25 protein-coding genes and 1 riboswitch are annotated in these 25,502 nt (G+C 73.1%); of the genes, 16 read left to right on the forward strand and 9 right to left on the reverse strand.

The features are described 5' to 3' along the window. Window positions 1-56: 56 nt before the first annotated feature. A complete protein-coding gene (locus QI633_RS06850) occupies window positions 57-2,933 on the forward strand; it encodes a glycosyltransferase family 2 protein (RefSeq protein WP_282428506.1) in 2,877 nt (958 codons plus the stop codon). Next, entirely contained in the window at window positions 2,926-4,359 is a 1,434-nt protein-coding gene (locus QI633_RS06855; RefSeq protein WP_141799822.1) for a DUF5719 family protein, read from the forward strand. The genes QI633_RS06850 and QI633_RS06855 overlap by 8 nt, the downstream gene beginning before the upstream one ends. A gap of 20 nt (window positions 4,360-4,379) precedes the next feature. On the opposite strand, the gene QI633_RS06860 is transcribed toward QI633_RS06855, so the two are convergent. Continuing rightward, window positions 4,380-4,838 (reverse strand): metallopeptidase family protein, encoded by a 459-nt coding sequence (locus tag QI633_RS06860; protein ID WP_260806106.1) that lies wholly within the window; start codon window positions 4,836-4,838, stop codon window positions 4,380-4,382. Between the two features lie 51 nt (window positions 4,839-4,889). Between QI633_RS06860 and QI633_RS06865 the strand changes: the two genes are divergently transcribed. From QI633_RS06865 to QI633_RS06880, 4 genes are read left to right on the forward strand one after another with little or no spacing between them, the layout of a single operon-like run. Further along, complete coding sequence (locus QI633_RS06865; protein ID WP_260806105.1) at window positions 4,890-5,273, forward strand: DUF3499 domain-containing protein; 384 nt, start codon at window positions 4,890-4,892, stop codon at window positions 5,271-5,273. A gap of 34 nt (window positions 5,274-5,307) precedes the next feature. Next, entirely contained in the window at window positions 5,308-6,681 is a 1,374-nt protein-coding gene (locus tag QI633_RS06870; RefSeq protein ID WP_141799821.1) for a phosphomannomutase/phosphoglucomutase, read from the forward strand. Between the two features lie 17 nt (window positions 6,682-6,698). Then, on the forward strand, window positions 6,699-6,869 hold the full coding sequence (locus QI633_RS06875) for a Trm112 family protein (RefSeq protein ID WP_222118026.1): 171 nt from the start codon (window positions 6,699-6,701) through the stop codon (window positions 6,867-6,869). A 1-nt stretch (window position 6,870) separates the two neighbouring features. After that, the gene (locus QI633_RS06880; protein WP_141799819.1) at window positions 6,871-7,896 is read left to right on the forward strand and encodes an SIS domain-containing protein; all 1,026 of its coding nucleotides are present in this window, start codon (window positions 6,871-6,873) and stop codon (window positions 7,894-7,896) included. Window positions 7,897-7,911: 15 nt separating this feature from the next. Here QI633_RS06880 and QI633_RS06885 read toward each other — a convergent pair whose 3' ends face one another. Beyond that, window positions 7,912-8,403 (reverse strand): hypothetical protein, encoded by a 492-nt coding sequence (locus tag QI633_RS06885; protein WP_282428507.1) that lies wholly within the window; start codon window positions 8,401-8,403, stop codon window positions 7,912-7,914. Window positions 8,404-8,507: 104 nt separating this feature from the next. Between QI633_RS06885 and QI633_RS06890 the strand changes: the two genes are divergently transcribed. After that, complete coding sequence (locus QI633_RS06890) at window positions 8,508-9,593, forward strand: acyltransferase family protein (protein ID WP_282428508.1); 1,086 nt, start codon at window positions 8,508-8,510, stop codon at window positions 9,591-9,593. A 49-nt stretch (window positions 9,594-9,642) separates the two neighbouring features. Next, entirely contained in the window at window positions 9,643-10,623 is a 981-nt protein-coding gene (locus QI633_RS06895) for a DUF808 domain-containing protein (protein ID WP_141799816.1), read from the forward strand. A gap of 59 nt (window positions 10,624-10,682) precedes the next feature. Here the strand turns inward: QI633_RS06895 and QI633_RS06900 are convergent, their stop codons facing one another. The 3 genes from QI633_RS06900 to QI633_RS06910 form a co-directional block, all read right to left on the reverse strand. Next, the gene (locus QI633_RS06900) at window positions 10,683-11,129 is read right to left on the reverse strand and encodes a 6,7-dimethyl-8-ribityllumazine synthase (protein WP_141799815.1); all 447 of its coding nucleotides are present in this window, start codon (window positions 11,127-11,129) and stop codon (window positions 10,683-10,685) included. A 52-nt stretch (window positions 11,130-11,181) separates the two neighbouring features. Then, window positions 11,182-11,348, reverse strand: a riboswitch (FMN riboswitch). Window positions 11,349-11,375: 27 nt separating this feature from the next. Continuing rightward, entirely contained in the window at window positions 11,376-11,762 is a 387-nt protein-coding gene (locus tag QI633_RS06905) for a DUF6234 family protein (RefSeq protein WP_282428509.1), read from the reverse strand. Window positions 11,763-11,845: 83 nt separating this feature from the next. Further along, window positions 11,846-13,192 carry an HNH endonuclease signature motif containing protein gene (locus QI633_RS06910; protein WP_282428510.1) on the reverse strand — a complete coding sequence of 449 codons (1,347 nt, stop codon included), beginning with the start codon at window positions 13,190-13,192 and terminating at the stop codon, window positions 11,846-11,848. 229 nt (window positions 13,193-13,421) lie between these two features. On the opposite strand from QI633_RS06910, the gene ahcY reads away from it, so the two are divergent. From ahcY to QI633_RS06950, 8 genes are all read left to right on the forward strand, one after another. Continuing rightward, entirely contained in the window at window positions 13,422-14,861 is a 1,440-nt protein-coding gene (ahcY, locus tag QI633_RS06915) for an adenosylhomocysteinase (RefSeq protein WP_282428511.1), read from the forward strand. A gap of 96 nt (window positions 14,862-14,957) precedes the next feature. Continuing rightward, window positions 14,958-15,665, forward strand: coding sequence for an MtrAB system response regulator MtrA (gene mtrA / locus QI633_RS06920; RefSeq protein WP_349016715.1), 708 nt, complete (start codon window positions 14,958-14,960; stop codon window positions 15,663-15,665). Between the two features lie 9 nt (window positions 15,666-15,674). Then, window positions 15,675-17,369, forward strand: coding sequence for an MtrAB system histidine kinase MtrB (mtrB, locus tag QI633_RS06925; protein ID WP_282428512.1), 1,695 nt, complete (start codon window positions 15,675-15,677; stop codon window positions 17,367-17,369). After that, window positions 17,366-19,120, forward strand: coding sequence for an LpqB family beta-propeller domain-containing protein (locus QI633_RS06930; RefSeq protein ID WP_282428513.1), 1,755 nt, complete (start codon window positions 17,366-17,368; stop codon window positions 19,118-19,120). Before mtrB ends, QI633_RS06930 begins: the two co-directional genes overlap by 4 nt. A 77-nt stretch (window positions 19,121-19,197) precedes the next feature. Next, window positions 19,198-19,908 (forward strand): phosphoribosyltransferase family protein, encoded by a 711-nt coding sequence (locus QI633_RS06935; RefSeq protein WP_141799806.1) that lies wholly within the window; start codon window positions 19,198-19,200, stop codon window positions 19,906-19,908. Window positions 19,909-20,483: 575 nt separating this feature from the next. Beyond that, window positions 20,484-21,107 carry a ribosome-associated translation inhibitor RaiA gene (gene raiA / locus QI633_RS06940; RefSeq protein ID WP_141799805.1) on the forward strand — a complete coding sequence of 208 codons (624 nt, stop codon included), beginning with the start codon at window positions 20,484-20,486 and terminating at the stop codon, window positions 21,105-21,107. Between the two features lie 121 nt (window positions 21,108-21,228). Beyond that, window positions 21,229-21,888 (forward strand): response regulator transcription factor, encoded by a 660-nt coding sequence (locus QI633_RS06945; RefSeq protein ID WP_260806103.1) that lies wholly within the window; start codon window positions 21,229-21,231, stop codon window positions 21,886-21,888. 235 nt (window positions 21,889-22,123) lie between these two features. Then, window positions 22,124-23,335 (forward strand): crosslink repair DNA glycosylase YcaQ family protein, encoded by a 1,212-nt coding sequence (locus tag QI633_RS06950; RefSeq protein ID WP_282428514.1) that lies wholly within the window; start codon window positions 22,124-22,126, stop codon window positions 23,333-23,335. A gap of 39 nt (window positions 23,336-23,374) precedes the next feature. On the opposite strand, the gene fdxA is transcribed toward QI633_RS06950, so the two are convergent. From fdxA to QI633_RS06970, 4 genes are read right to left on the reverse strand one after another with little or no spacing between them, the layout of a single operon-like run. Then, window positions 23,375-23,698, reverse strand: coding sequence for a ferredoxin (gene fdxA / locus QI633_RS06955; RefSeq protein ID WP_282428515.1), 324 nt, complete (start codon window positions 23,696-23,698; stop codon window positions 23,375-23,377). Further along, a complete protein-coding gene (locus QI633_RS06960) occupies window positions 23,695-23,982 on the reverse strand; it encodes a 4Fe-4S dicluster domain-containing protein (protein ID WP_282428516.1) in 288 nt (95 codons plus the stop codon). Before QI633_RS06960 ends, fdxA begins: the two co-directional genes overlap by 4 nt. Continuing rightward, entirely contained in the window at window positions 23,982-24,707 is a 726-nt protein-coding gene (locus QI633_RS06965; RefSeq protein WP_141799801.1) for a GntR family transcriptional regulator, read from the reverse strand. The genes QI633_RS06960 and QI633_RS06965 overlap by 1 nt, the downstream gene beginning before the upstream one ends. Continuing rightward, the gene (locus tag QI633_RS06970; RefSeq protein ID WP_282428517.1) at window positions 24,700-25,500 is read right to left on the reverse strand and encodes a thiamine pyrophosphate-dependent enzyme; all 801 of its coding nucleotides are present in this window, start codon (window positions 25,498-25,500) and stop codon (window positions 24,700-24,702) included. Before QI633_RS06970 ends, QI633_RS06965 begins: the two co-directional genes overlap by 8 nt. Between the last annotated feature and the right edge of the window lie 2 nt (window positions 25,501-25,502).

Consider the following 25,502-nt stretch of genomic DNA (forward strand, 5'->3'; position numbering starts at 1 on the left):
CCGGTCCCTGCCGACGGTTCGCCCCCTTCGGGCCGTCGGTCGTAGGGTCTGACCTCGTGTCGCAACAACCCGAGGTGGCTGTCCTCCTGGTCAGCCACGACGGCAGCACCTGGCTGCCGGCGGTCCTCGACGGCCTTCTCGCGCAGACCGCGCCCCCCGCGCGCGTGGTGGCCGTCGACACCGGCAGCAAGGACGGCAGTGCCGACCTGGTCCGGGCCGCGTTGGCCGACCAACTGCCCCTCGAGCAGCGGTCACTGCCCGGCGGCACCGGGTTCCCCGACGCCGTCGCCGAGGGCCTGCTCGTGCTGGGCGAGACCGGCACCGCACCCGAGTGGGTGTGGATCCTCCACGACGACGCGAACCCCGCGCCGGGCGCGCTCGCCGCGCTGCTCGCCGTCGCCGCGCAGCGTCCCGACGCCGACATCCTCGGCCCCAAGCTGCGCGAGTGGCCCTCGCTGCGCCGGCTGCTCGAGCTCGGCGTCACCATCAGCGGGACCGGCCGCCGCGAGACCGGGCTGGAGCGCGGCGAGTACGACCAGGGCCAGCACGACGAGATCCGCGAGGTGCTCGCGGTCAACTCGGCCGGCATGCTGGTGCGCCGCCGGGTGCTCGAGGACCTCGGCGGGTTCGACGCCGCGCTGCCGATCTTCGGCAACGACATCGACCTCGGCTGGCGCGCCGCCGCGGCCGGCCGCACCACGCTCGTCGTCCCCGACGCCGTCGTCTTCCACGCCGAGGCCGCCCACCGCGGCATCCGTCGCACGCCGCTGACCGGACGGCACACCCACTTCCAGGAGCGCCGCGCCGCGCTCTTCACGCTGCTCGCCAACGGCCGCGGCGCCACCCTTCCTCTGCAGGTGCTGCGGCTGACCCTCGGCTCGCTGCTGCGCGTGCTCGGCCTGCTCGGCGTCCGTGCCGTCGGTGAGGCGCTCGACGAGCTCGCCGCCCTGGTGTCCGTGCTGCGGCATCCCGGCCAGGTCCGCGCGGCCCGCCGGGCACGGCGCGCGGCGGCGACGGGTGACACCGACCGCGCCCGAGTACGACGCCTGCTGGCCCCGTGGTGGGTGCCCTACCGGCACGGCCTCGACTTCGCGGGCGACCTCGTCGCCGCCGCGACCAACCAGGCCGCCGACGTCGCCGACCGGCGCCGGATCGCGGCCGCCGAGCGCGACGCCGCCACCGCGCCTCCGGCGGCGCGGCACCGCGACGAGGACGAGGACTTCGCCGACACCGGCATCGTCGTGCGCTTCTTGACCAACCCGGTCGCCGTCGCGACCGCGATCACCGTCCTCGCGCTGCTCATCGGCGTGCGCGACGTCGTCGGGGGAGTGGCCGGCGGTGCGCTGTCGCCCGCGCCCGGCGGCGTCGGCGACTGGTGGGCGCTGCACCTCGAGGGCCGCCACCCGATCGGCTTCGGGAGCGACGTCCCGGCCCCGCCGTACGTCCTGCCGCTCGCGGTGCTCGGCCTGCCGTTCGGCCCGTCCCTGCTGATGTCCCTGCTCATGGCGTTCTCGGCCCCGCTCGGGCTGTGGGGCGCCTGGCGTTTCCTGCGCGTGGTGGGTCGCCTCGTCACGCCGTACGGCGCCCCGCGGTGGCTGTTGCTGTGGGGCTCGGTGACCTGGGCGCTGGTGCCGCTGGTCGCCGGCGCGTGGGGCGGTGGGCGCTGGGGGATCGTCGTCGCGGCGGCCGTGCTGCCGTGGATGGCGCACGCCGCGCTCGGCTTCGCCGACCCCGACGCCGGCCACCGCTGGCGCGCCGGCTGGCGCACCGGCCTCGCGCTCGCGCTGCTGACCGCGGTCGCGCCGCCCGCCTGGCTGGTGGTCGCGGTCCTGATCGCGGTGCTGCTCGGCATCGCCGTGCGGCTGCTGCCCGGCGAGGCCGGCGACCGCTCGGTGTGGGGGCCACCGGTGCTGGCCCTAGCGGTGCCGCTGCTCGTGCTGCTTCCGTGGTGGCTCCCGGCCCTGCTCGAAGGCGGGATCGCGGGCACGGTGCTCGACATCGGCCGCTGGCCGACGGCCGCGACCTCCGGCTGGGACCTGCTGGCCGGACGCCTCGGCGGCCTCGGCGCCCCCGTACCGGTCGGCTACGTGCTGCCGGTCCTGGCCCTGCTGGCGCTGGTGCCGCGGGCGACCCGGATCCCGGTCGTGGTGTGCTGGCTGGTCGCTGCCGTGACGGCGGTGGTCGCCGTACCCCTGGCCGTCGTGAGCATCGACATCGCCGGTCCGGTGGGCCAGCAGCCCGGGCTCGGCGCCGTCCTGCTGGTGCTCCAGGGGGCGTGGATCACCGCGATCCTGCTGGGCGGACTGTCCCTGCACCACCTGGGCGACCAGGCCAAGCCCGCCCAGGCCGTGTTGGCCCTGGCCGGCGCCGTGGGGCTGGTCGTGCCGCTCGTCGGCCTGGTGTGGTTCGCCGGCTGGGGCGGCGAAGAGCTCGACGACCCACCCGTGTCCGACGTCCCCGTCTACATGGCTCAGCGCGCCGAACAGGCCGAGCAGAACGGCGTCCTGGTGCTGCGCGGCAGCAAGGACACCGGCCTGCGCTACGACGTCCACCGCGGCGACGGGCTCACCGTCGGGGAGGACGAGATCGCCGCCCTGACGCCGGAGGACGAGAAGGTCACCGCCACCATCCGCTCGCTGGTCACCTCGCCCGACCCGGACGCGGTGGCCCGCCTCGCCGACCTCGGCATCCTCTACATCGTCCAGGCGGCGCCGGCCGACGGCTCGGTCGCCGCCGGCCTCGACGCCACCACCGGACTCGTCCAGGCCAGCTCCGAGCGCGGTACCCGCGCCTGGCAGGTCAGCCCGGAGCCGGGACCGCTGCCGAGCCACCACGCCTGGCTGCGCTGGCTCCTGCTGCTGGTCCAGGCCGCCGCGATCCCGGTGCTGGTCGTGCTCGCCCTCCCGCCGCTGCGAAGGAACCGCGATGAGTGAGCCCCAGCAGACCCCGTCCCGGTCCGGCGGCCGCCGCGCATCCGTCGCCCGGCGTCGCCGCCTCGACCTCCTCGTGGCCCTGGCGATCGTGCTGCCCGCGGTCGTCGCGCTCGCGATCGGCGCCATCGGTGACGAGGAGTCCCCGGTCGCCGGGCCGCAGCCGCCGGGCACCGCCGAGCTCACCTCCGCCACCGTGGTCTGCCCGGGCGGCACCCGTGCCTCGAGCGCGACCCGGGTCGGCCGCACGCCCGGTGTCGCGGGCGGTGAGCTCGCGGTGCTGACCGCTCCGGCGGACGGCGCCGAGGCGGTCGCCGGCGCACCGGTCACCGCCGAGGCGGCGACGTCGGCCGTCGTACCCGACAGCTCCGGCCCGGTCGTCCTCGACGGCCGCGGTGCCGCCGCCCCCGGCGTCGTCGCCGGCCGCGACGACCCGCTGGCCGTGCCCGAGTGCCGCGCCCCGGCGTACGACGAGTGGTTGGTCGGCCTCGGCGCCACCGCCCGCTACGCCACCACGCTCGAGCTGGTGAACCCCGACGACGGCGAGGCGGTCGTCGACGTCGCGCTGTCCGACGCCGACGGGCCGGTCGAGGAGCCCGCCCTGCGCGGCATCCAGGTGCCGGCGCACGGCGTCCACCGCATCGACCTGGCCGCGTCGGCGCCGCGCCGCGAGCTGACCGCCGCCCACGTCACCGTGACCCGCGGCCGCGTCGCGCTCACCGCACGGACGACCCGCGACCAGCTCGGCCGCGGCCGGGTCAGCACCGACTTCCTGCCGAGCCAGGCCGCACCCGACACCGAGAACCTGATCCTCGGCGTGCCCGAGGGCGCCCGCGGCGCCACGCTGTTCGTCGCCAACCCGGGCGAGAGCGAGGTCCGCGCCCGGGTCCGGCTGGTGACCGCCGACGCGACCTTCACGCCGACCGCCGCCCCCGAGGTCGCGGTCGGCCCCCACGCCATGCAGGAGGTCGACCTCGGACCGCTGCTCTCCGGCGAGAACGGCGCCGGCGTGCTCGGCGTCGTCGTCGAGTCGGAGGACCCGGTCGCGGCGTCCGTACGGCTGGTCTCGCGCAAGGACCTCGTCCTGCTCGCGCCCGCGATCGAGGTGCGCGAGCCGACCGCCGCGGTCGTGCCGACGGGGGAGAAGACCCTGCTGCTCGGGCACGCCCTGCGCACCGGCGTCGTCCACGTGACGTCGTACGGCGCCGACGGGGCGGTCCTGCGCGAGGACCAGGTCGAGGTCGCGCCCGACCGGGCGGCCTCCCTCGCGCTGCCGCCCGAGGCTGTGCTCGTCGCCGTCGAGCCGCGCAACACCCGGATCGCCGGGGTCGTCTCGTTGCCGACGGGCGGTGCGCAGCCGGGGCTCGCGACGCTGCGGCTGCGGCCGGCCGAGACCCACGCCCGGATCCCGGTCGTCTCGCCGGACTGACCTCTCGGGGTCGGAGACGGTCAGTCGTCGTCGAGGTCGGACGGGTAGCGCGGGTCCACGTCGTGCGGCTCGATGCCGAGCAGCTCGGCGACCTGCTCGACCACGAGCGCCAGCACGATCGCCTCGAGGTCGGCCCGGTCGGCGGCACGGTGCTCGAGCGGCCGGCGGAACACCACCAGCCGGGTCGGCGTCGTACCGGACCCGCGCACGAGCGAGGACAGCGGCACCCGGCCCGAGTCCCAGTCGTCGGGGAGCTGGGGGGCGTCCTCGACGGCGTACTCCACCAGGCCGAGGTGCTCCGACCAGCGCGCGTCGATGTCGGTGACGACGTCGAGCATGATCTTGTCGAAGACCTCGCGGCGGCTGCGCGGCAGCGGCGGCCGGTGTCCGGTCGCGGTCAGCGGCTGCACCGCCGGGCCGCGCATCCCGCGTCCGCGCCGGTCGCGGCGTCGGCGGGGGACCAGCTCGTCGTGCTCCATGATCAGCGAGCCTATCCACCGCGCGCGGTGCGGGGAGGTAGCGTCAGCGCCGTGAGTGTGACGGCGAACGCGGGACCGCAGAGCCTGCGAACCTGCTCGCGCACGGCGTGCGGCCGGCGCGCGGTCGCCACGCTGACCTACGTGTACGCCGACTCGACCGCCGTCCTCGGCCCGCTGGCGACCTACGCCGAGCCGCACGCCTACGACCTGTGCGACGTCCACAGCGAGCGCCTCTCGGCCCCGCGCGGCTGGGAGGTGGTCCGGCTCTCGCTCGGCACCCAGCAGCCCGGCCCGAGCAACGACGACCTGCTCGCGCTCGCCGACGCGGTCCGCGAGGCCGCCCGCCCGGTCCGGCGCGAGCCGGTCGAGGCACCGCGCGAGCCCGGTCGCGAGGTGGCCCGCAAGGGGCACCTCAGGATGCTCACCACCGACTGACCACGCGGCACGGTAGATGCCCTAGGGTCTGGACATGGCCACGACCAGTCCTGACAACCTCGGCAAGGTCTTCAAGGCCTACGACGTCCGCGGTCTCGTCGGCGAGCAGCTCGACGAGGAGTTGGCGCGAGCGACCGGCGCGGCGTACGTCGAGGTGCTCGGCGTCGACGCGATGGTGATCGGCTACGACATGCGCCCGAGCTCGCCGTCGCTGGCCGGCGCGTTCGCCGACGGCGCGACGGCCGCCGGCGCCGACGTGACGATGATCGGCCTCGCGTCGACCGACCAGCTCTACTTCGCCTCCGGCCACCTGAACCTGCCGGGCGCGATGTTCACCGCGAGCCACAACCCGGCGGCCTACAACGGCATCAAGCTGTGCCGCGCGCTGGCGCAGCCGGTCGGCATGGAGAGCGGCCTCGCCGAGATCCGCGACCGGGTCGCCGCGGGCGGTGCGCCGGCCGCCGGCCGCCGCACCGGGTCCATCGACTCCCACGACGTCCTCCAGGCGTACGCCGCGCACCTGCTCACGCTCGCCCCGGTCACGGGCCGCCGGTTGAAGGTCGTCGTCGACGCCGGCAACGGCATGGCCGGCCACACCGCGCCCGCCGTCTTCGGCCGCCTCTCCGACCAGGTCGAGATGGTGCCGCTCTACTTCGAGCTCGACGGCACCTTCCCCAACCACGAGGCCAACCCGATCGAGCCCGACAACCTGGTCGACCTGCAGAAGGCGGTCGTCGCCGAGCAGGCCGACATCGGCCTGGCCTTCGACGGCGACGCCGACCGCTGCTTCCTCGTCGACGAGCGCGGCGACCTCGTCTCGCCGTCCACGCTGACCGCCCTCATCGCCGCCCGCGAGCTCGCCAAGGAGCCGGGCGCCACGGTGATCCACAACCTGATCACCTCGCGCGCCGTGCCCGAGATCGTCACCGAGCTGGGCGGTACTCCGGTCCGCACCCGCGTCGGGCACTCCTTCATCAAGGCCACGATGGCCGAGACCGAGGCGATCTTCGGCGGCGAGCACAGCGGCCACTTCTACTTCCGCGACTTCTGGCGCGCCGACTCCGGCATGCTCGCCGCGCTGCACGCGATGGCGGCGCTGGCCGAGTCCGACCGTCCGCTCTCCGACCTGCTCGCCGGCTACGCCCGCTACCCGCTCAGCGGCGAGATCAACAGCACCGTCGCCGACCAGGCCGCGGTGCTCGCCGCGCTGGAGGCGGCGTACGGCGGCCAGGACGGAGTCAGCACCGACAAGCTCGACGGCCTCAGCGTGGGGCACGCGGACTGGGCGTTCAACGTGCGCGCCTCGAACACCGAGCCGCTGCTGCGGCTCAACGTCGAAGGAAAGGACGAAGCCACCATGACCCGAGTCCGGGACGAGGTCCTCGCCATCATCCGGAGCGGAAGGTGAGCGCCGTGCAGGGCGGGATCTCGCCCGAGCTGCTGGCGATCATCGTGTGTCCCTCCTGCAAGGGCGACCTCGCGGTGACACCCGCAGGGGAGTCGGTGGAGCTGGTGTGCCAGGGCTGCGGGTTCGCGTACCCGGTGCGCGACGGCATCCCGGTCCTGCTGGTCGACGAGGCCCGCAAGCCGGCGTGACATGATCTGGTTCGACGAGTCCCGGCTGGACGACCACGCAGCGCTCGCCACCGCCGACCTGCGGCTGCGCACGCTGGCCGAGTCCGGCGCCCGGGTACGCCGCGAGGTCGGCGACTCCGCCGAGGCCATCGCCGAGGCGGTGGCCCGATCGATCGAGACCCGCCCGCGTGCGGTGATCGCCGCCGGGCCCGACTCCCGCCTGCTGCGGGCCGTGCTCGAGCCCTTCTGTCCCGTGCCGTTCGTGGCCTGGCCCTCCCCGGCGCTGCCCGGCTGGGCAGGCAGCCTCGACCTGGTCGTCGTGCTCGCCCCCGACGGCGGCGACGCCGGAACGGCGCTGGCCGTCGCCGAGGCAGCGCGCCGCGGCTGCCAGCTCGTGGTGGCCGCGCCGCGCGGATCGCTGGTGGCCGAGCACGCGACCGGTCGCTGGACGACGCTGCTGCCCACCAGCACCGGCGACCAGCTCGCGACCGCGGTCGCGATGCTCTCCTTCCTCGACCAGGTCAACCTCGGCCCGAGTGCCGAGCCGGAGGCCGTGTCCGAGGCACTCGACGCGGTCGCCATCGCCTGCTCGCCGAACCGCGACATCTCGATCAACCCCGCCAAGATGCTGGCCATCTCGCTGGCTGACGCCGCCCCGCTGGTCTGGGGTGGCTCGGTCCTCGCGGCCCGGGCCGCGCGCCGGATCGCAGAGTCGATCCGCCGCACCTCCGGCCGCACGGCGCTCGCCGGCGACGCCGAGCACCTGCTGCCCGTCGTCGAGGCGGCCCGCCCGCGCAACGTCTTCGCCGACCCGGTCGCCGACGGCACCGGCGATCGCCGCCCGGTGCTGGTGATGCTCGACGACGGCGTCGACGACCCGGTCGTCCGCGACCAGCGGCAGCGCCTCGAGGACGCCGCCCGCAACCAGGACGTCCGGATCGAGCACGTCTCCACCGAGGCGGCCGGCGAGGTCGCCCGCTACGCGTCGCTGCTGCTCAGCGGCACGTACGCGGCGGAGTACCTGCGCCTGGGGCTCGTCGAGGACTGACCGGGCCGTCGAGCCTCACAGGCTCGTGAACAGGCGGCGGGTGTCGTGGGGAGCGGGTGCGACGAGCGCGGCTCCCGTGTCGATCGCGGCACCGGCGACGGCCGCACGCCGCCGCAGGTCGCCGACGAAGTCCCCCTGTGCGGCGAGGAAGTGGACGCGGAAGGGGCGCCGGCCCGACGCTGCGATCCACACGGTGTGTCGCGCGACATCGGGACGCGCCTCGTCGCGCTCCCAGCTGACCGCGGTGACCTCGGTCAGCGGCACCCGCACCGTGCCGACACGGCCCCGCACGACCAGCCGATCCGCGGTGAGGACGACGGCCCGGCGCAGCTCGCCCCTGATCCCGGCGACCGAGAGCACGCACAGCGCCGGGAGCACGACGATGCCGGGCACCGAGCCCGACGCGAACGACACCGCCGCGAGCAGCCCGCAGACGACCCCGAGAGCGCCCAGGCCGAGGACCATCCGCACGCGGGAGGCATCCGTGGGCTTGTAGGTGGCGTCCACCCCGCCAGTCTCCCATCGGGCGCTCCGCCGTACCCGATCCGGCTCACGGTGTCAGGTTGTCTGACACTTGGTCTTCGCACAGGCGGTTCGGGTACCAAGGAGTGATGGCCTCAGCACCTCGGACTCGGGATCCCTGGCTCGACAACGCGAAGATGGGCCTGGTCACGCTCGTCGTGGTCGGGCACCTGCTCGCGTTGCTTCCTGCCGACGGCCCGGGCGGGCGGGTGTACGACTTCGTCTACCTGTGGCACATGCCGGCGTTCGTGTTCCTCTCCGGCTACCTGTCGCGGGGCTTCCGCTACACCCCGTCGCGGCTGTGGCAGCTGGTCACCACCCTGCTCGTGCCGTACGTCATCTTCGAGGGCGCACTGGCCTGGTTCCGGATCAACGTCGGCCACGAGCACCTCTACGACCTGTGGACCGACCCGCACTTCCCGCTGTGGTACCTGCTCGCGATGGTGGCCTGGCGGCTCGCGACCCCGATCCTGCGGCCGCTGCGGGGCGGCGTCCTGGTCGCGGTCGGGATCAGCATCGCCGGAGGCCTCCTGCTCGCCGGGGAATGGACCCGCTGGCTGGACGCCCCGCGGATCGTGGGCTTCCTGCCGTTCTTCGTGCTCGGCCTGAAGACCACGCCCGAAGCGCTGGAGTGGCTGCGCGGCCGGTTCGCCGCTCTGCTCGGCATCGCGACCTTCGCGGCGCTGTGGGTCGCCGCCGGCTCCCTGGACGAGTGGGCCAGCCGCGACTACCTCTACCAGCGGCCCTCCGAGCTGCTCGACGACCCGACCTCGACCGCAGTCCTGACCCGGCTCCTGGTGCTGCTCGCCGGCGTCGCGGGCGCGCTGGCCTGGCTCAGCGTCGTACCTCGCATCGGTGGTTGGTTCACCCAGATGGGCTCGGCGAGCCTGGTCATCTACCTGTTCCACGGCTTCGTCGTGAAGGAGCTGGAGTACCTCGGCTTCGTCGAGTGGGCCCACGACCGGCCCTGGCTCGGTCTGCTGGCCGCGGTCGGCGTCGGTGTCGGTGTGGCCCTGGCCCTGGCCGCGCCGCCCGTCCGGCGGGTCCTCGAGCGGGTCGTGGACCCGTTCGACGTCGCCCACCGCCGGGTCCGCGAGGCGGTGCAGCTGACCGGTGTCGTGCACGAGCAGGAGCGGGAGACAGCGGACGCGGGGTTGGTGGGCGCCGGCCGGTAGTCGCCGGCCGGTAGCCTTCGGGCATGCCTCTCAGCACGGACCGCGCCTCGTGAGCGCCGGCCTGTTCGGTCTGCTCGACGACGTCGCCGCCATCGCCAAGATGGCCGCCGCGTCGATCGACGATGTCGGCGCCGCGGCAGGTCGTGCGACGACCAAGGCCGCGGGCGTGGTGGTCGACGACACCGCGGTCACGCCCCAATACGTGCACGGCGTCGCGGCCGAGCGCGAGCTCCCGATCGTCAAGCAGATCGCGATCGGCTCGATCCGCAACAAGCTGCTGATCATCCTCCCGGCAGCGCTGCTGCTCAGTGAGTTCCTGCCGGACCTGCTCCCGATCATCCTGATGCTCGGCGGCACCTTCCTCGCCTACGAGGGCGCGCACAAGGTCTGGCACCTGCTCGCCAGGCACGACGACCACGACGTCCCGGCCACCGTGATCAGTCCGGAGGCCGAGAAGCAGATGGTCGCCGGCGCGATCCGGACCGACCTGATCCTGTCGGCGGAGATCATGGTGATCGCCCTCGACGAGGTGGCCGACGAGAGCTTCTGGGCCCGGCTCGCGATCCTCGTGGTCGTGGCGATCGCGATCACGATCGCCGTCTACGGCGTCGTGGCCCTCATCGTGAAGATGGACGACGCCGGCCTCAGCCTCGCGCAGCGCTCCTCGACCCTCGCCCAGAAGGTCGGGCGTGGCCTGGTCGCGTTCATGCCGCGGCTGCTGTCGATCATCTCGATCGTCGGCACCGTCGCCATGCTCTGGGTCGGCGGCCACATCCTGCTCGTCAACGTGCACGAGGTCGGCTGGTGGGACGCGCCGTACGAGTGGGTCCATGGCATCGAGCACGACATCGAGCACGCCGTGCACGGCTTCCTCGGCAGCGCGCTGGCCTGGCTCGCCAACACCGGCATCTCCGCGGTGATCGGACTGGTGGTCGGCTCCCTCGTGGTCGCGATCGTGCGGGTGCTGCCGTTCAGCGGCGACAAGGACCCGATCGAGCGGTACGACGACGGCGAGCCTGCCGCGCACTGAGGGCATTGAGGGCTCAGCCCGGTCACGGCAGGCCCACCGGTCCGGTCGGGCCCCGCGGGTCAGACCGCCGACAGCTGGACCGTCGCGTCCAGGGCGGCCGCGAGCTCGCGGCCCTTCGTCTCGAAGTGGCGGCGGAAGTAGCTCGTGTGCTCGTCGTGCTCGTGGAAGTGGTGCGGCGTGAGCACCGCGGAGAACACCGGCACGTCGGTCTCGAGCTGGATCCGCATCAGCGCGTCGACCACGGACGAGGCCACGAAGTCGTGGCGGTAGATCCCGCCGTCGACGACCAGGGCCGCCGTCGCCACCCCGGCGTAGCGGCCGGTCCGGGCCAGCCGGCGGACCTGCAGCGGGATCTCGAAGGCGCCTGGCACGTGCACCACCTCCACGGTGTAGCCGCGCAGCTCGAGCTCGGTGCGGAAGGTCTCGACGGCGACGTCGACGATGTCGGAGTGCCAGCGGGCCGCGACGATGGCGACGGTATTGCCGGCGGGAGCGGTGGGTGACATGGGTTCTCCTGTTCGCGTGTCACCCAGGGCGTGACGACGCGCGCGAGGCCCGTCGCGTTCTCTTCCGTCCGGACTGTGACCGTCGGCTCCGGAGTCGCACCGGATCTGCTGACCCGCCCCGGTCGGAGACCGGGCCGGCGCTCGCGGGCTCGGCCGCCCCGGATCGGCCGGGACGCCCTCACCGCCGGTGGGGAGTTCCACCCCGCCCTGAGAACGTACGGCAGCAGGGTACCGCCCGCCCACGGCTCAGCCGCCGACGCAGTCGTTCGAGCCCGAGTAGCAGGGCACGTAGTCGGGACCCGGGCCGGGCGGTGGGGGCGGCGACCCGTCCCAGTCGATCTGCGGCATGGCGGTGAGCAGGGCGACCACGAGAGCCACCGCGGCCACCGCGAGGTGCCAGAGGAAGATCCAGCGCCCGCGCCGCAGCGCCGCGGTCACCAGGGTGGTCAGCACGGCGAGCGCGAGGCCGCCGGTGAGGAGGCGGTGGACGAGGACCTCGGTTGCGGTCGGTCCGTCGCAGCCGCCCCAGCAGAAGTAGACGGTCAGACCGTGCCAGAACGTGGCCAGGGTCAGGCCGAGGGCGGCGAGCGCGGCGACGATCTCGAGGGGCCCGGCCGGGCGGCGATCGGTCATGTTCGCAGGGTCCCGGGCGGGGGCCGTGGCGGCATGAGTAGGCGGGCCCAGATCGCCCGGGCGCGTAGGCGGCGTACGACGGGTCAGGCCGCATCGGACCGCCCCGCCTCCGACCCGACCGCGCACGCCCACGACCCGGGCGGGATCGGGCGGCCGGTGTCGACGGGGCGGGTGCCGTGGTGGTCGACGACGAACAGCAGGTCGTGGGGCGAGCGCCACAGGTAGCTGCCGGGGGAGAGGGCGAGATAGCGCCAGGCGGTGAAGGTCGTGGCGCGGTGGTGCTGGCGGCACAGCGGGACCAGGTTGCAGGGACAGGTCGGGCCGCCGTCGCGGTGGGGGGTGGCGTGGTCGAGGTCGCAGCGGTCGGTCCGGGTGGTGCAGTGCGGGAACCGGCAGCTGTGGTCGCGCAGCTCGACCCGGGTCCGCAGCCGCTCGGGGATCTCGTAGGAGTCGACGGGGACGTGCTCGGCGAGGTCGACCACCGGACGCACCACGACGGAGGCTCCGGTGAGTCGCAGCCACTCGCGGACCTGGTCGGCGCTGATCGGGCAGGCGCCCTCCTCCCAGCGGGCGACCGGGTTGTCGGGGTCGCCGGTGAGGTGCACGTTGAGGACGACCTCGCGGCCCGGGACGCGGACCGTCCGGCCGTCGTCATCGCGGGCCTCGAGGTCGAGGGTGAGGTCCTGGCGGGCGATCTCGCCGACCGCGATCGAGCGGCGGACGTCGAGCGGCGCGTCGTTGCCGAGCCGGCCGAGCAGGGCGGCGCGGCGACGTACGGCCTCCTCGAGGTCGTGCCCGTCGCCGGCGTCGAGGAGTCCATGCACCTCGACCGTCCCGGCCGCGTCGGGTGGCTCGACGTTGAGGCGCCGGCGGTCGGCCGCCCTCTGCCGGCGCGCCTCGGCGGCGACCGGGTCGTGCCGGGCCACCGCCTCCTCGACCAGCCGCTCGACCTGCGCCCAGGTGCACGAGGTCACGTCGTGCAGGGCGCCGTCGACGAAGACCGTCGCCTCGGCGTTGAGCGGTCGGGTCAGGTCGGAGATCCGCTCGGCCCGCCAGGGCGCGAGGCGCCCGGCGGCGACCGCGGCGTACACCTTCGGCAGCCGCCAGGCGCACTCCACGACCCGGCCGACGAACGCGCGCCCGGCGTTGGGGGAGCGCCCGAGCGCGGCCACGAGCTCGCTGAGGTGGTGGTCGCTGATCAGCGGCGCACCGTCGCCGGCGATCGGCACGCCGGTGTCGATGACGCCGTCGCGGACGGTGGCGGCGTGCTCGGGGATCGTGACCACGTGGGCCTCGGCCCAGCGGACGACGGCCGCCCACTCGGCGACAACGAGGCACTCGCGGGTGCGCACGCCCGAGCGGATGGTGGTTAGCAGGTCATGCGGGTCGTGCTGGTCGAAGAGGGGAGCGGCAGAGAGGAGAGTGGTCATGGCACTCACCCCACCAAGGGCTGCCGACGGAAGGCGGGTACGGCGGCGGGCCTGTGGAGAAGGGGGCAGTCGTCGGCGGCTGTGGAGAGTCGAGGGACATTCCTGATGATTCCGCGGCCCTCGGAGCGCGCTTGTAGGGTGTCCTACGTCATGCGCGGGAGATCCCGACGATGCGCAGATGCGCCGCAGGACCAGCTGTCACACGACACTCGAACCTCGAGGATCACTCATGGACTACAAGGTTGCTGACCTGAGCCTGGCCGAGTTCGGCCGCAAGGAGCTCACTCTCGCCGAGCACGAGATGCCCGGCCTCATGGAGATGCGCCGGCGCTACGCGGACTCGCAGCCGCTCAAGGGTGCCCGCATCGCCGGCTCGCTGCACATGACGATCCAGACCGGTGTCCTCATCGAGACGCTGACCGCGCTCGGTGCCGACGTCCGCTGGGCCACCTGCAACATCTTCTCCACCCAGGACCACGCCGCTGCGGCCGTCGTCGTCGGAAACGGCACGCCGGAGGACCCGCAGGGCACCCCGGTCTTCGCCTGGAAGGGCGAGACCCTCGCCGAGTACTGGGACGAGGCCGAGAAGGTCTTCGACTTCACCGACGCCGACGGCAACAAGATCGGCCCCAACATGCTCCTCGACGACGGTGGCGACATCACGCTGCTCGTCCACAAGGGCGTGGAGTTCGAGAAGGCCGGCGCCGTGCCGGGCCAGGACTCGACGGACAACGAGGAGTTCAAGGAGGTCCTCCGGGTCCTCGCGCGCTCGCTCGACAACGACCCGCAGCGCTGGACCAACATCGCCAACGGCATCAAGGGCGTCACCGAGGAGACCACCACCGGTGTCCTGCGCCTCTACGACCGCTTCAAGGAGGGCTCGCTCCTCTTCCCGGCGATCAACGTCAACGACTCGGTCACCAAGTCGAAGTTCGACAACAAGTACGGGTGCCGCCACTCGCTGATCGACGGCATCAACCGCGGCACCGACGTGATGATCGCCGGCAAGACCGCCGTCGTCTGCGGCTACGGCGACGTGGGCAAGGGCTCGGCCGAGTCGCTGCGTGGCCAGGGCGCCCGCGTGATCATCACCGAGATCGACCCGATCTGCGCGCTGCAGGCGGCGATGGACGGCTACGAGGTCAAGCGCCTCGAGTCGGTCGTCGACTTCGCCGACATCTTCATCACCACGACGGGCAACTTCGACATCATCCGGGTCGAGCACTTCGAGAAGATGAAGAACCAGGCCATCGTCGGCAACATCGGCCACTTCGACAACGAGATCGACATGGCCGGCCTCGCGAAGATCCCCGGCATCGTCAAGGACGAGATCAAGCCGCAGGTCCACCAGTGGATCTTCCCCGACGGCAAGAAGGTCATCGTCCTCTCCGAGGGTCGTCTGCTGAACCTCGGCAACGCGACCGGCCACCCGTCGTTCGTCATGTCGAACTCCTTCACCAACCAGGTGCTCGCCCAGATCGAGATCTTCACCAAGCTCGAGGAGTACCCGATCGGCGTCTACGTGCTGCCCAAGCACCTCGACGAGGAGGTCGCCCGTCTGCACCTCGCCGCCATCGGTGTCGAGCTGACCGAGCTGAACCAGGCGCAGGCCGACTACCTCGGCGTCCCGATCGAGGGCCCCTACAAGTCGGAGCACTACCGCTACTGATCGGCTACCGACCAGTACGTCGACGAGGCCCGGCACCATGGTGGTGCCGGGCCTTCGTCGTGCTCCCGCCTCAGAGGTGCCTCTAATATTGCGGGCGTGACCCCGCCCAGCAGCGCGCCGTACCCCACGAAGGGGCGCGTCCTCGTCGTCGACGACGACGCTCCGCTGGCGGAGATGCTCGGCATCGTGCTGGGGCAGGAGGGCTTCGAGAGCCGGGTCTGCCCGCGCGGCGACCTGGCGCTGGCGGCGTTCCGCGAGTACCGCCCCGACCTGGTGCTGCTCGACCTGATGCTGCCCGGCAAGGACGGCATCGACGTGTGCAAGGAGATCCGCGCCGAGTCCGGCGTGCCGATCGTCATGCTCACCGCCAAGGGCGACACCGTCGACGTGGTGGTGGGGCTGGAGTCGGGAGCCGACGACTACGTCGTCAAGCCGTTCAAGCCCAAGGAGCTGGTCGCCCGGATCCGGGCCCGCGTCCGCCGTACCGAGGCGGTCCCGCACGAGGCGCTCGCCATCCGCGACGTCGAGATCGACGTGGCCGGCCACGCGGTGACGCGTGGCGGCGAGGAGATCTCGCTGACGCCGCTGGAGTTCGACCTGTTGCTGTGCCTGGCCCGGAAGCCCGGTCAGGTCTTCACCCGCCAGGCACTCCTCGAGGAGGTCTGGGGCTACCAGCACGCCGCGGACACCCGGCTGGTCAACGTCCACGTGCAGCGCCTGCGCTCCAAGGTCGAGCACGATCCCGAGCACCCAGAGATCGTGTTGACGGTGCGCGGTGTCGGCTACAAGGCCGGCTCGGCCTAGTGGTCACAGGTGCTTGACGCGCTCCGCCGCTGCTGGGGGTGGCTCGCTCCCCGGCTGCGCCGCGCACTGACCTTCTGGCGGCGCTCCATCCAGGCGCGGGTCGTGGCGAGCACGCTGGTGCTGTCCGCGGTCGTGGTGAGCGGCGTCGGCTGGATCCTGCTGCAGCAGACCCGCGACGGCCTGCTGCGGCATCGGGCCGAGGTCGTGCTGGGCGAGGTGGACGCGGAGGTCGCCGACGCTCAGGACCGCCTGGAGGCGGCATCGGGCCGTGAGGTCAACGCGAGCCAGCAGCAGCGCGACCTGGTCGACCCGATCATCGAGCGCGGAGCGAGCCGGGGGTACGCCGTGGTGCTGGCCGGTCCCGAGGGGGAGGATCCGGCGCTTCGGACCGGGGGCGGCGAGTACACCAGCGGGCTCGACCTGGTCAGCATCCCGACCTCGCTCGAGGAGCACTTCGACGGCCCGCAGCGCGTGACCGCGTGGACCTACACCGAGATCGTGCGCACGACCGGCGCCGCCTCCGACGCCACGACCACGCGGGAGCCGGGGATCGTGGTCGGCTCGCAGGTCCAGCTGCCGTCGGACGGCAAGACCTACACGCTCTACTTCCTGTTCCCCCTCGCCGAGGAGCAGGACACGCTCAACCTGGTCACCCGGGCCCTGCTGACCGCGGCCGGGCTGCTGCTCGCGCTGGTCGCCGGCCTGACCTGGCTGGTGACCCGGCAGGTGGTCACCCCGATCCGGCTGGCCCGCCGGGTCGCCGAGCGGCTCGCCGCCGGCCGGTTGCAGGAGCGGCTGCAGGTCACCGGCGAGGACGACATCGCCCGGCTGGCGTACTCCTTCAACCAGATGGCCACCAGCCTCCAGCGCCAGATCCGCCAGCTCGAGGAGCTCAGCTGGGTCCAGCGCCGCTTCGTCTCCGACGTCTCCCACGAGCTGCGCACACCGCTGACCACGGTGCGGATGGCCTCCGAGGTCCTGCACGACGCCCGCGAGGGCTTCGACCCGGCGACCGCGCGCTCGGCGGAGCTGATGCAGGCCGAGCTCGACCGGTTCGAGAACCTGCTGGTCGACCTGCTGGAGATCAGCCGATTCGACGCAGGCGCCGCGGTGCTCGCCACCGAGAACGTCAACCTCGGCGATCTCGTACGACGAGTGGTCGACGCCGCGCAGCCACTGGCCGACCAGCGGGGGGTCCGGGTGCAGGTCCGGGAGCCGGACCACCCGGTCCGCGCCGACGTCGACGTGCGCCGCATCGAGCGGATCGTGCGCAACCTGGTCACCAACGCGATCGACCACGCCCTGGCCGACGACCCCACCGAGGCGGTGATCGTGCGGCTGGAGTCCGACGAGGAGTCGGCCGCGATCACGGTGCGCGACCACGGCGTCGGGCTGGCGCCGGGGGAGGCCTCGATGGTGTTCAACCGGTTCTGGCGCTCCGACCCGGCCCGCACCCGCACCAGCGGCGGCACCGGCCTCGGTCTCGCGATCGCGCAGGAGGACGCCCACCTGCACGGCGGCTGGCTGCAGGCGTGGGGCAAGACCGGGCAGGGGGCGCAGTTCCGGTTGACCGTGCCCCGGCACGCCGGCGGCACCCTGCGGCACAGCCCGCTGCCGCTGGTCCCCGAGGACGCGATGTCGAGCGAGGCCGCCGTCGTGGTCGGGCCCGCGGGCGTCGTACCCGAGACGGAGGAGGAGTCATGACCCGCAACCGGCTCCTCCCGACCCTGGTGACGGTGCTGCTGGCGGCGCTGGCGGTGCTGTCCGGATGCACCTCGCTGCCGACGTCGGGACCGGTGGTCCAGAGCAGCGGCACCGACCGCGGTGACACCCGCCGCGCCAGCGACATCGACGCCCGGCCGCCGGTCGACGGCGCCTCCCGGACCGAGGTGGTCGCCGGCTTCCTCGACGCGATGACCGCGTGGCCGGTGCAGACCAGCGTGGCGAAGCAGTACCTCACCAAGGAGGCAGCGGCCGGCTGGAACCCCGAGCAGGAGACGGTCATCTACAGCGACTCGCTGCCCGTGCGCGAGAGCGGCGGGTTCGTGTCGGTGTCGTTGACCGCCGCCGACCGGCTCGACGCGGTCGGGGCCTGGCGCGGCGCCATGGGTGCCGACGAGCTCGACCTCGACTTCAAGCTGACCGTGCAGGACGGCGAGTACCGGATCACCGACCCGCCGGACGCGCTCGTCGTACCCGCCTCGTGGTTCCGGCAGCGCTACCACCAGGTCTCCCTCTACTACTTCGACCCGGTCGCGAAGATCCTCGTCCCCGAGCCGGTCTTCGTGCCCGAGGGCGACCAGCTCGCCACCAGCCTCGTGTCCGGGCTGCTGGCCGGCCCGCCGCCGCTGGCGCAGGGCGTGGTGCGCTCGTTCCTGCCGGCCGGGCTGAGCGTCGGGCTGTCCGTGCCGGTCAGCGACGCCGGCGTCGCCGACATCTCGCTCGTCGGGGAGGCCCAGTCGGTGACCTCCGAGCAGGCCGAGCTGATGCTCGCCCAGCTGGCCTGGACGCTGCGCCAGGACCCGTCGGTCACCGCCCTGCGCGTCAGCGTCGACGGTACGCCGCTGCCGTTGCCGGGCGGTGTCGCCCAGTACTCCGTCGACGCGGCCGCCGCCTACGGCCCGGCCGGGCCCGGCGGGGGCAAGACGCTCTACGGCATCAGCCAGGGACGCCTGGTCTCCGGCGGCAAGGACACCGACCTCGACCCGGTCACCGGCGTCTTCGGCGACGAGGGAGCCGGGCTCACCGCGGTCGCGGTCAGCCCCGACAACGAGGAGGCCGCCGGGATCGACACCGGCGGGCATCGCGTCCGGCTGGCGCACGTCCAGCAGTCCACGTCCGAGCCCGCCGCCCAGGTGCTGCTCGACGGCGGCACCTACGCACGCCCCACCTGGGACCACGCCGGGCGGTTGTGGGTGCTCGAGCGCCGCGCGAGCGGCGCCGTCGTGTGGCTCTACGACGGCGCCGAGCTGCGCACTGTGCGGGTCCCGGGCGTCACCGGAACCCGGGCCCGCAGCCTCGTCGTCAGCCGCGACGGCACCCGGCTGGTCGCCGTCGTGCGGGTGCCCGGGCAGGGCGACCAGGTCGTCGGAGCCCGGGTGTTCCTCAACGGCCGCGGCCAGGTCGCCCGCACCGGCCGGCCGTTCGTCGTACGTGCCCCGGAGGGCAGCGCCATCATCGACCTGGCCTGGGCCAGTCCGGTCCGGGTCGCGCTGCTCACCGCGACCGTTCCCGGCAACCTCTACGAGGTCGACGTGGTCGCCGCGGACGGCGCCACGGTCGGCGTCGACGTCCTGTCCACCATCGTCACCGGAGAGGTCCTCGGGCTCGCCGCCTCGCCCGTCGAGGACGCCGCGATGTACGCCGTCTACGCGGAGCAGTACGTCGACCTGATCCGCCAGGTGGACCGCGAGGCCGGACCGGGCGGGCTGTCCCAGCTCGACTACGCCGGCTGACCTGCGCGGTCAGCGGTCTCTCCACAGCCTCCGGGCTCGCGCTTGCCGCCGGCCGGGGCGGCTGCTGGGCTGGGCCGATGGGCACCGCGCACCTCCTCGACGGCTTCGTCGACCTGGTGCTCGGCTCGCGCTGCGTGGGCTGCGACCGGCCGGGCCGCCCGTGCTGCCCGGCCTGCCGCGACACCTGCCGCCTGCGGGCCGCCGAAGCCGGGCCGCGCTGGCCCACTCCCTGTCCGCGGGGGCTGGTGCCGCCGTACGCGGTGGGGGAGTACGACGGCCTGCTGCGCGACCTCGTGCTCGCCCACAAGGAGCGCCGGGTGCTCGCCCTCGCCCGGCCGCTCGGCGAGCTGCTCGCAGGCTCCGTCGAGGCGGCGACGCCGCTCGGACCGGTGGTTCTCGTCCCCGTGCCGTCGCGCACCACGACCGTGCGCCAGCGTGGCCACGACCCCACGCTGAGCATGACCCGCGCCGCTGCCGCGGCGCTCGGTGACCAGGTGCGGGTGGCCCGGCTGCTGCGCCTGCGACCGGGTGTCGTCGACCAGGCCGGGCTCGACGCCGCCGCCCGCGCGGCCAACCTCGCCGGCTCGATGACGGTGCCCGCGGACGCCGTACGCCACCTCGTGCGGCGCTGCCCCCGTGCCCACGTCCTGGTCTGCGACGACGTGCTCACCACCGGCGCCACGCTGCGCGAGGCACAGCGCGCGCTGGAGGCCGCCGGGGTGCCCGTCCACGCCGCCGCGGTCGTCGCCGCGACCCGGCGCAGGAACGCGGCAGGAACAATGGCCTGAACTTCGGATGAAGCCTTTCGTCGTCACCACCGACGGACTAACGTCTGGTCATGGAGTCCGCCCGGGTCCGTGGTTGCGTCGCCCAGGCCGGGCGCGAGCCCAGCCGGGGGCGGCAAGCCGATGCCAGTCGCAGGCGAAACGGTCCACGTAAGCCGGTCTCCGGGCCGGTGATCACGGTGCGGCTTAGTCGTAAGACCTGCCTCGGACCGGACGTCAGATACGTCCGGCCCCGGGAGAGGGCCGGTAGTGGCAACAAGCTGCGGAAGCCCCAGCAGGCGGGTGTGGGGAAGAAGACCAGGTCGGCCGGGCGGACTCCATCTGTGCTTGTTTGGCGCTCGCTTCGCTCGCGCATGTCGGGCGCGCTTCCGCGCGTTGCCTTCCTCCGCTCCGCTCGCCCGTTCCTCGCTCGCTGCGCTGCGTCCAGGCAACGCGGCGCGCCCGACGGGCCGACGCTCGCTGCGCTCGCGCGGCGAGCTCCCCTTGAGTTCGTGCTGGCCGAGAATGCGCCAGCACGCCGGCTTCCTGCCTGGGCGGCAGGAGAACCCATCACGCCGAAATCCCCTTGGAGGTAACTGATGGATGTTGTGGTCACCGGACGGCACTGCGAGATCTCGGACAGGTTCCGAGAGCATGCCGCGGAGAAGCTCACCAAGCTGGAGAAGCACGATCACCGGATCATCCGGGTGCATGTGGAGGTGGACTGCGAACCCAACCCGCGCCAGCACGACCAGGCGGTGCACGTCGAGCTGACGGCCTTCTCCAAGGGGCCGGTGATCCGGGCCGAGGCCGCCGCCGACGACAAGATGGGTGCGCTCGACCTCGCGCTCGACAAGATGGCCGCGCAGATGCGCAAGGCCGCCGACCGGCGGCGGGTGCACCGCGGCCGTCGTACGCCGGTCTCGGTCGGCAAGGCGCTGTCCGACGTACCGACCACCGTGGTCGAGGAGGACGACGAGGTCGCGATCGAGCGGCAGGTCGGCCCGATCACGGTCACCGGCGACGGCCCGCTCGTGGTCCGTGAGAAGACCCACCCGGCGAGCCCGATGACGCTCGACCAGGCGCTCTACGAGATGGAGCTGGTGGGCCACGACTTCTACCTGTACGTCGACAAGGAGAGCGAGCGTCCGGCGGTCGTCTACCGCCGTCGCGGTTACGACTACGGGGTGATCTCGCTCGACGTGGGGAGCGACGAGGGCTGAGCCCGAGAACCACCGTGCAGCCCTCGAAACCGGACGGGACCGGCACTCACTCGGGAGGTCGTGTCATGATGCCGCCGTGGCGGAAGGTACTTCGCCGGCAGCCGCAGCACCGGGACAGCCCGTGAGCGAGCCGGTACGTGTTGTGGTGGTCGACGACCAGGAGCTGTTCCGGCGTGGGCTGACCATGCTGTTGGGCATCGAGGACGGCATCGAGGTCGTCGGCGAGGCCAGCAACGGCCTCGACGGCGTCAGCCTCGTGGTCAGCAGCGTGCCCGACGTGGTGCTGCTGGACGTCCGGATGCCCAAGCAGTCCGGGATCGAGGCGTGTGTCGCGATCAAGGAGGCGGTCCCGATGACGAAGATCATCATGCTGACCGTCTCCGACGAGGAGGCCGACCTCTACGAGGCGGTCAAGAGCGGTGCCTCGGGCTACCTCCTCAAGGACTCGTCCATCGAGGAGGTGGCCCAGGGCATCCGCGTCGTCGCCGACGGCCAGTCGCTGATCAGCCCGTCGATGGCGGCCAAGCTGATCGACGAGTTCAAGACGATGTCGAAGCCCGACCGCACCGCCGGCCCGGCCCTCAAGCTCACCGAGCGTGAGCTCGAGGTGCTCCGGGCCGTCGCGCGCGGCCTGAGCAACCGCGACGTCGCCTCGCTGCTCGCGATCAGCGAGAACACCGTCAAGAACCACGTCCGCAACATCCTCGAGAAGCTCCAGCTGCACTCGCGCATGGAAGCGGTCATGTACGCCGTGCGCGCCAAGCTGGTCGAGCTGGAGTGAGCACGCCCGCAGGTGAGCTTGCGAACCCGCGCTCAGCGGGCGAAGGTCGAGGAGTGCCGACGAGCTCGCGCCGCGGAGCAAGCGAGGTCGTGGCGCGTCACGAGACCGGGTGAGGTGCTGCCTGCCGGCACTGGCCGGGGACGGTTGGCGTGAGCACGGCCGGTGGTCTCGTGACGGTTGCTGCGCAACCTCCTCGACCTCCGGCGTTGTCGGCGGCGACTCCTAGGGTGGGCCCGTGCCCACCACGCAGTCGCTGTCGCTCGCCCAGGCCCGCCGGATCGCGCTGGCCGCGCAGGGCTTCCTCGATCCTGCCCACGCGGCCCCGACGCTGCGCACCTTCGACCGCACCCTGACCCGCACCGGAGTCCTCCAGGTCGACAGCGTCAACGTGCTGCAGCGCGCCCACTTCATGCCGCTCTACTCGCGAATGGGCGGCTACGACGTCGACCTGCTGCGGCGCGCGGCGAGCGGGCGCAACCGGCGGGTGGTCGAGTACTGGGCCCACGTGCAGGCCTTCATGCCCGTCGACCTGTGGCCCGCGATGCGACACCGCATGGACGACTACCGCGCCAAGCGCGGCAAGTGGTTCACCGTCGAGGAGGGCGACGGGCTCGAGGCGGCGCTGCTCGCCGAGATCACCGAACGCGGCGCCAGCACCGCCCGCGAGCTCGACGACGGCCTGCCCCGCACGAAGGACCACTGGGGCTGGAACTGGTCGCGCACCCGCCGGATGCTCGACTACCTCTACATGACCGGCGAGCTGGCCATCGCGGGCCGCAACAGCCAGTTCGAGATCCGCTACGACCTGCCCGACCGGGTGCTGCCGGCGAGTGTGCTGGACGCCCCGGCGATGACGCGGGCCGAGGCCCACGTCGAGCTCGTACGACGAGCGGCCCGGTCCCACGGCGTGGGCTCGGCCAACTGCCTGGCCGACTACTACCGGATCCGGGTCGGTGAGGCCCGGCTCGCGATCGACGAGCTCGTCGCGGCAGGTGAGCTGGAGCCGGTGACGGTGCAGGGCTGGAAGCGCCCGGCGTACCTCCACCGCGAGGCCCGGCTGCCGCGCCGGATCGGCGCGCGCTCGCTGCTCAGCCCGTTCGACCCGGTGGTGTGGGAGCGTGACCGGGCCGAGGCGCTGTTCGACTTCTTCTACCGCATCGAGATCTACACGCCGGCCGAGCAGCGGGTGCACGGCTACTACGTGCTGCCGTTCCTGCTCGGCGACCGGATCGTCGGCCGGGTCGACCTCAAGGCCGACCGGGCCACCGGGCGGCTGCTCGTCCAGTCGGCGTGGTCCGAGCCGCACGCCCCCGCCGAGACCGCGGGCGAGCTGGCCGCCGAGCTGGACCGGCTGGCCGGGTGGCTCGGGCTCGGCGAGGTCGAGGTGGCCCCGAAGGGCGACCTCGCGCCGGCGCTCGCCGCCGAGCTCGACAGGCCTGCCGCGTAGTCCGATCCACCTCTGGGTGCGCGCCACCCGTCGGTGGGCTCAGGCCGAGGAGGCGACCGCCCTGGCCGCGACGCTCGGGTGGTCCCGGTCCACGACACCCAGCCGCCCGGCGCCGCCGGGGGAGCCGAGCTCGTCGAAGAACTCGGCGTTGATCGCCAGGAACGCCCGGTCGGCCGCGGGCAGGTCGTCCTCGTAGTAGATCGCCTCGACGGGGCAGACCGGCTCGCAGGCCCCGCAGTCGACGCACTCGTCGGGGTGGACGTAGAGCATCCGAGCGCCTTCGTAGATGCAGTCGACCGGGCACTCGTCGACGCAGGCGCGGTCCTTGACGTCGACGCAGGTCTGGGAGATCACGTAGGTCATGCGGACGCCTCCCCGGCCGGGCGCTCCTTCTTGAACCGGTAGACGTCGAAGACGTAGTCGGGGCAGACCATCTGGCAGGCGGTGCAGCCGGTGCAGCCGACATGCAGCACGGGGAAGCGGTAGCCCATCTCGTTGACCTCCGCCGACATCTCCAGCACCGACGGCGGGCACGCGGCGATGCACAGCTCGCAGCCCTTGCAGCGTTCGGTGTCGATGACGAGGGTGCCGCGGGAGACGCGGCCGGCAGCGGTGTCGGTGGTGTCGGTGGGGTCGGTGGCGGCCATCAGGCCTCTCCTTCGGGGCGGACCAGGTTGCCCACGGTGAGCAGGTCCTCGACGGTGACGTCGAGGGCGTCGCCCTCGCTGTCGGGGAGCACGCCGCGGTCGCGGAGCACGCGCACGGCGTGCTCCCCGGTGCTCACGACGTGGCGGACGGTGGCGGCGACGGCGGCCGCGGGGGTGTCGTCGCGGATGGCGTCGTACTCGGCACGGAGCAGGGTGCGCTCCTGCTCGAGGTCGTCCTCCATGGCGAGTCGGGAGGCGACCCGGACCAGGCCGTTGAAGGTGCGCAGCAGCGAGCGCAGGTGCGGACCGCCGCCCGCGCGGGCGATGGAGCGGCGGAAGCGCTGTGCCTGCTTCTCGAACTCGTCGACGGACCCGGCGGCGAGCGCGGCCTCGACCGACTCGGTGAGCTCGGCCCAGACCTCGGGGTCGCGCCGCGAGACGACGCCGCGCACGGGCAGGGCGGAGAGGAGGGCGTAGAGCGTGAAGCCCTCACGCACGTCGGCGACGCCGACCTCGGCGATGAACGCGCCACGGTGGTAGGGCATCTCCACCAGGCCGTCGCGCTCCAGCTGGATCAGCGCCTCCCGGATCGGGGAGCGGCTCACGCCGAGGCTCTTGCCGAGCGCGTCGAGATCGACCCGGTCCCCGGCGGCGAGCTCGCCGCTGACGATCCGCTGGATCACGACGTCCGCCACGGCCTGACTGGTGTTGGCCCGCTCAAGCACGTTCTGCCTCCTGGCTCTTCAGCTCGCCGACAGGGTAGACCGGTTCCATGGACGAACCCTGGTAGTCCGCGCCGTCCGCCGCCGGGACGAACCAGCCGGTCGGGCACATGGTGAGGATCTCGACCAGCGAGAGCCCGTTGCCGTCGAGCTGGGACTGCACCGCCCGCTTGATCATCCGCTTCGTCCTCGCCACCGCGGCCGGCGTCGACACCGCGCCGCGGGCGACGTACCCGCTGCCCTGGAGGGAGGCCACCAGGTCCGCGATCGGGATGGGGTAGCCGTGGTCTGCCGCGTTGCGGCCCTCGAGGCTGGTCTTGGTGCGCTGGCCGAGCACGGTGGTCGCGGTCTGCTGCCCGCCGGTGTCGCCGAACACCCCGTTGTTGAGCAGGATGCAGGTGATGTTCTCGCCGCGGGCCGCGGAGTGGAGGACCTCCTGCAGCCCCTCGTTGACCATGTCGCCGTCGCCCTGCAGCGTGAACACGACGGACTCGGGGCGCATCCGCTTGATCCCGGTGGCGCACGAGGGGGCGCGGCCGTGGAGGCACTGGAGGACGTCGATGTCCATGATCCGCACGAAGCTGCCGTAGCAGCCGTGGCCCACGACGCCGATGGAGCGGTCGACGACGTCCAGCTCCTGCAGCGTCTCCAGCAGCAGCCGCAGTGCCACCGGCTCGCCACACCCGGGGCACAGCGAGTGCTCGCCGAGGATGAGTGAGGGCGCCGCCGAGGCGGCCTTGGTCGACGGCGGCGGGGGTGCCGTCCGGGTGTCGATGGTGATGTCCGTGGTGGTCATGG

Source organism: Nocardioides sp. QY071, from assembly GCF_029961765.1.
Classification (GTDB): Bacteria; Actinomycetota; Actinomycetes; order Propionibacteriales; family Nocardioidaceae; genus Nocardioides.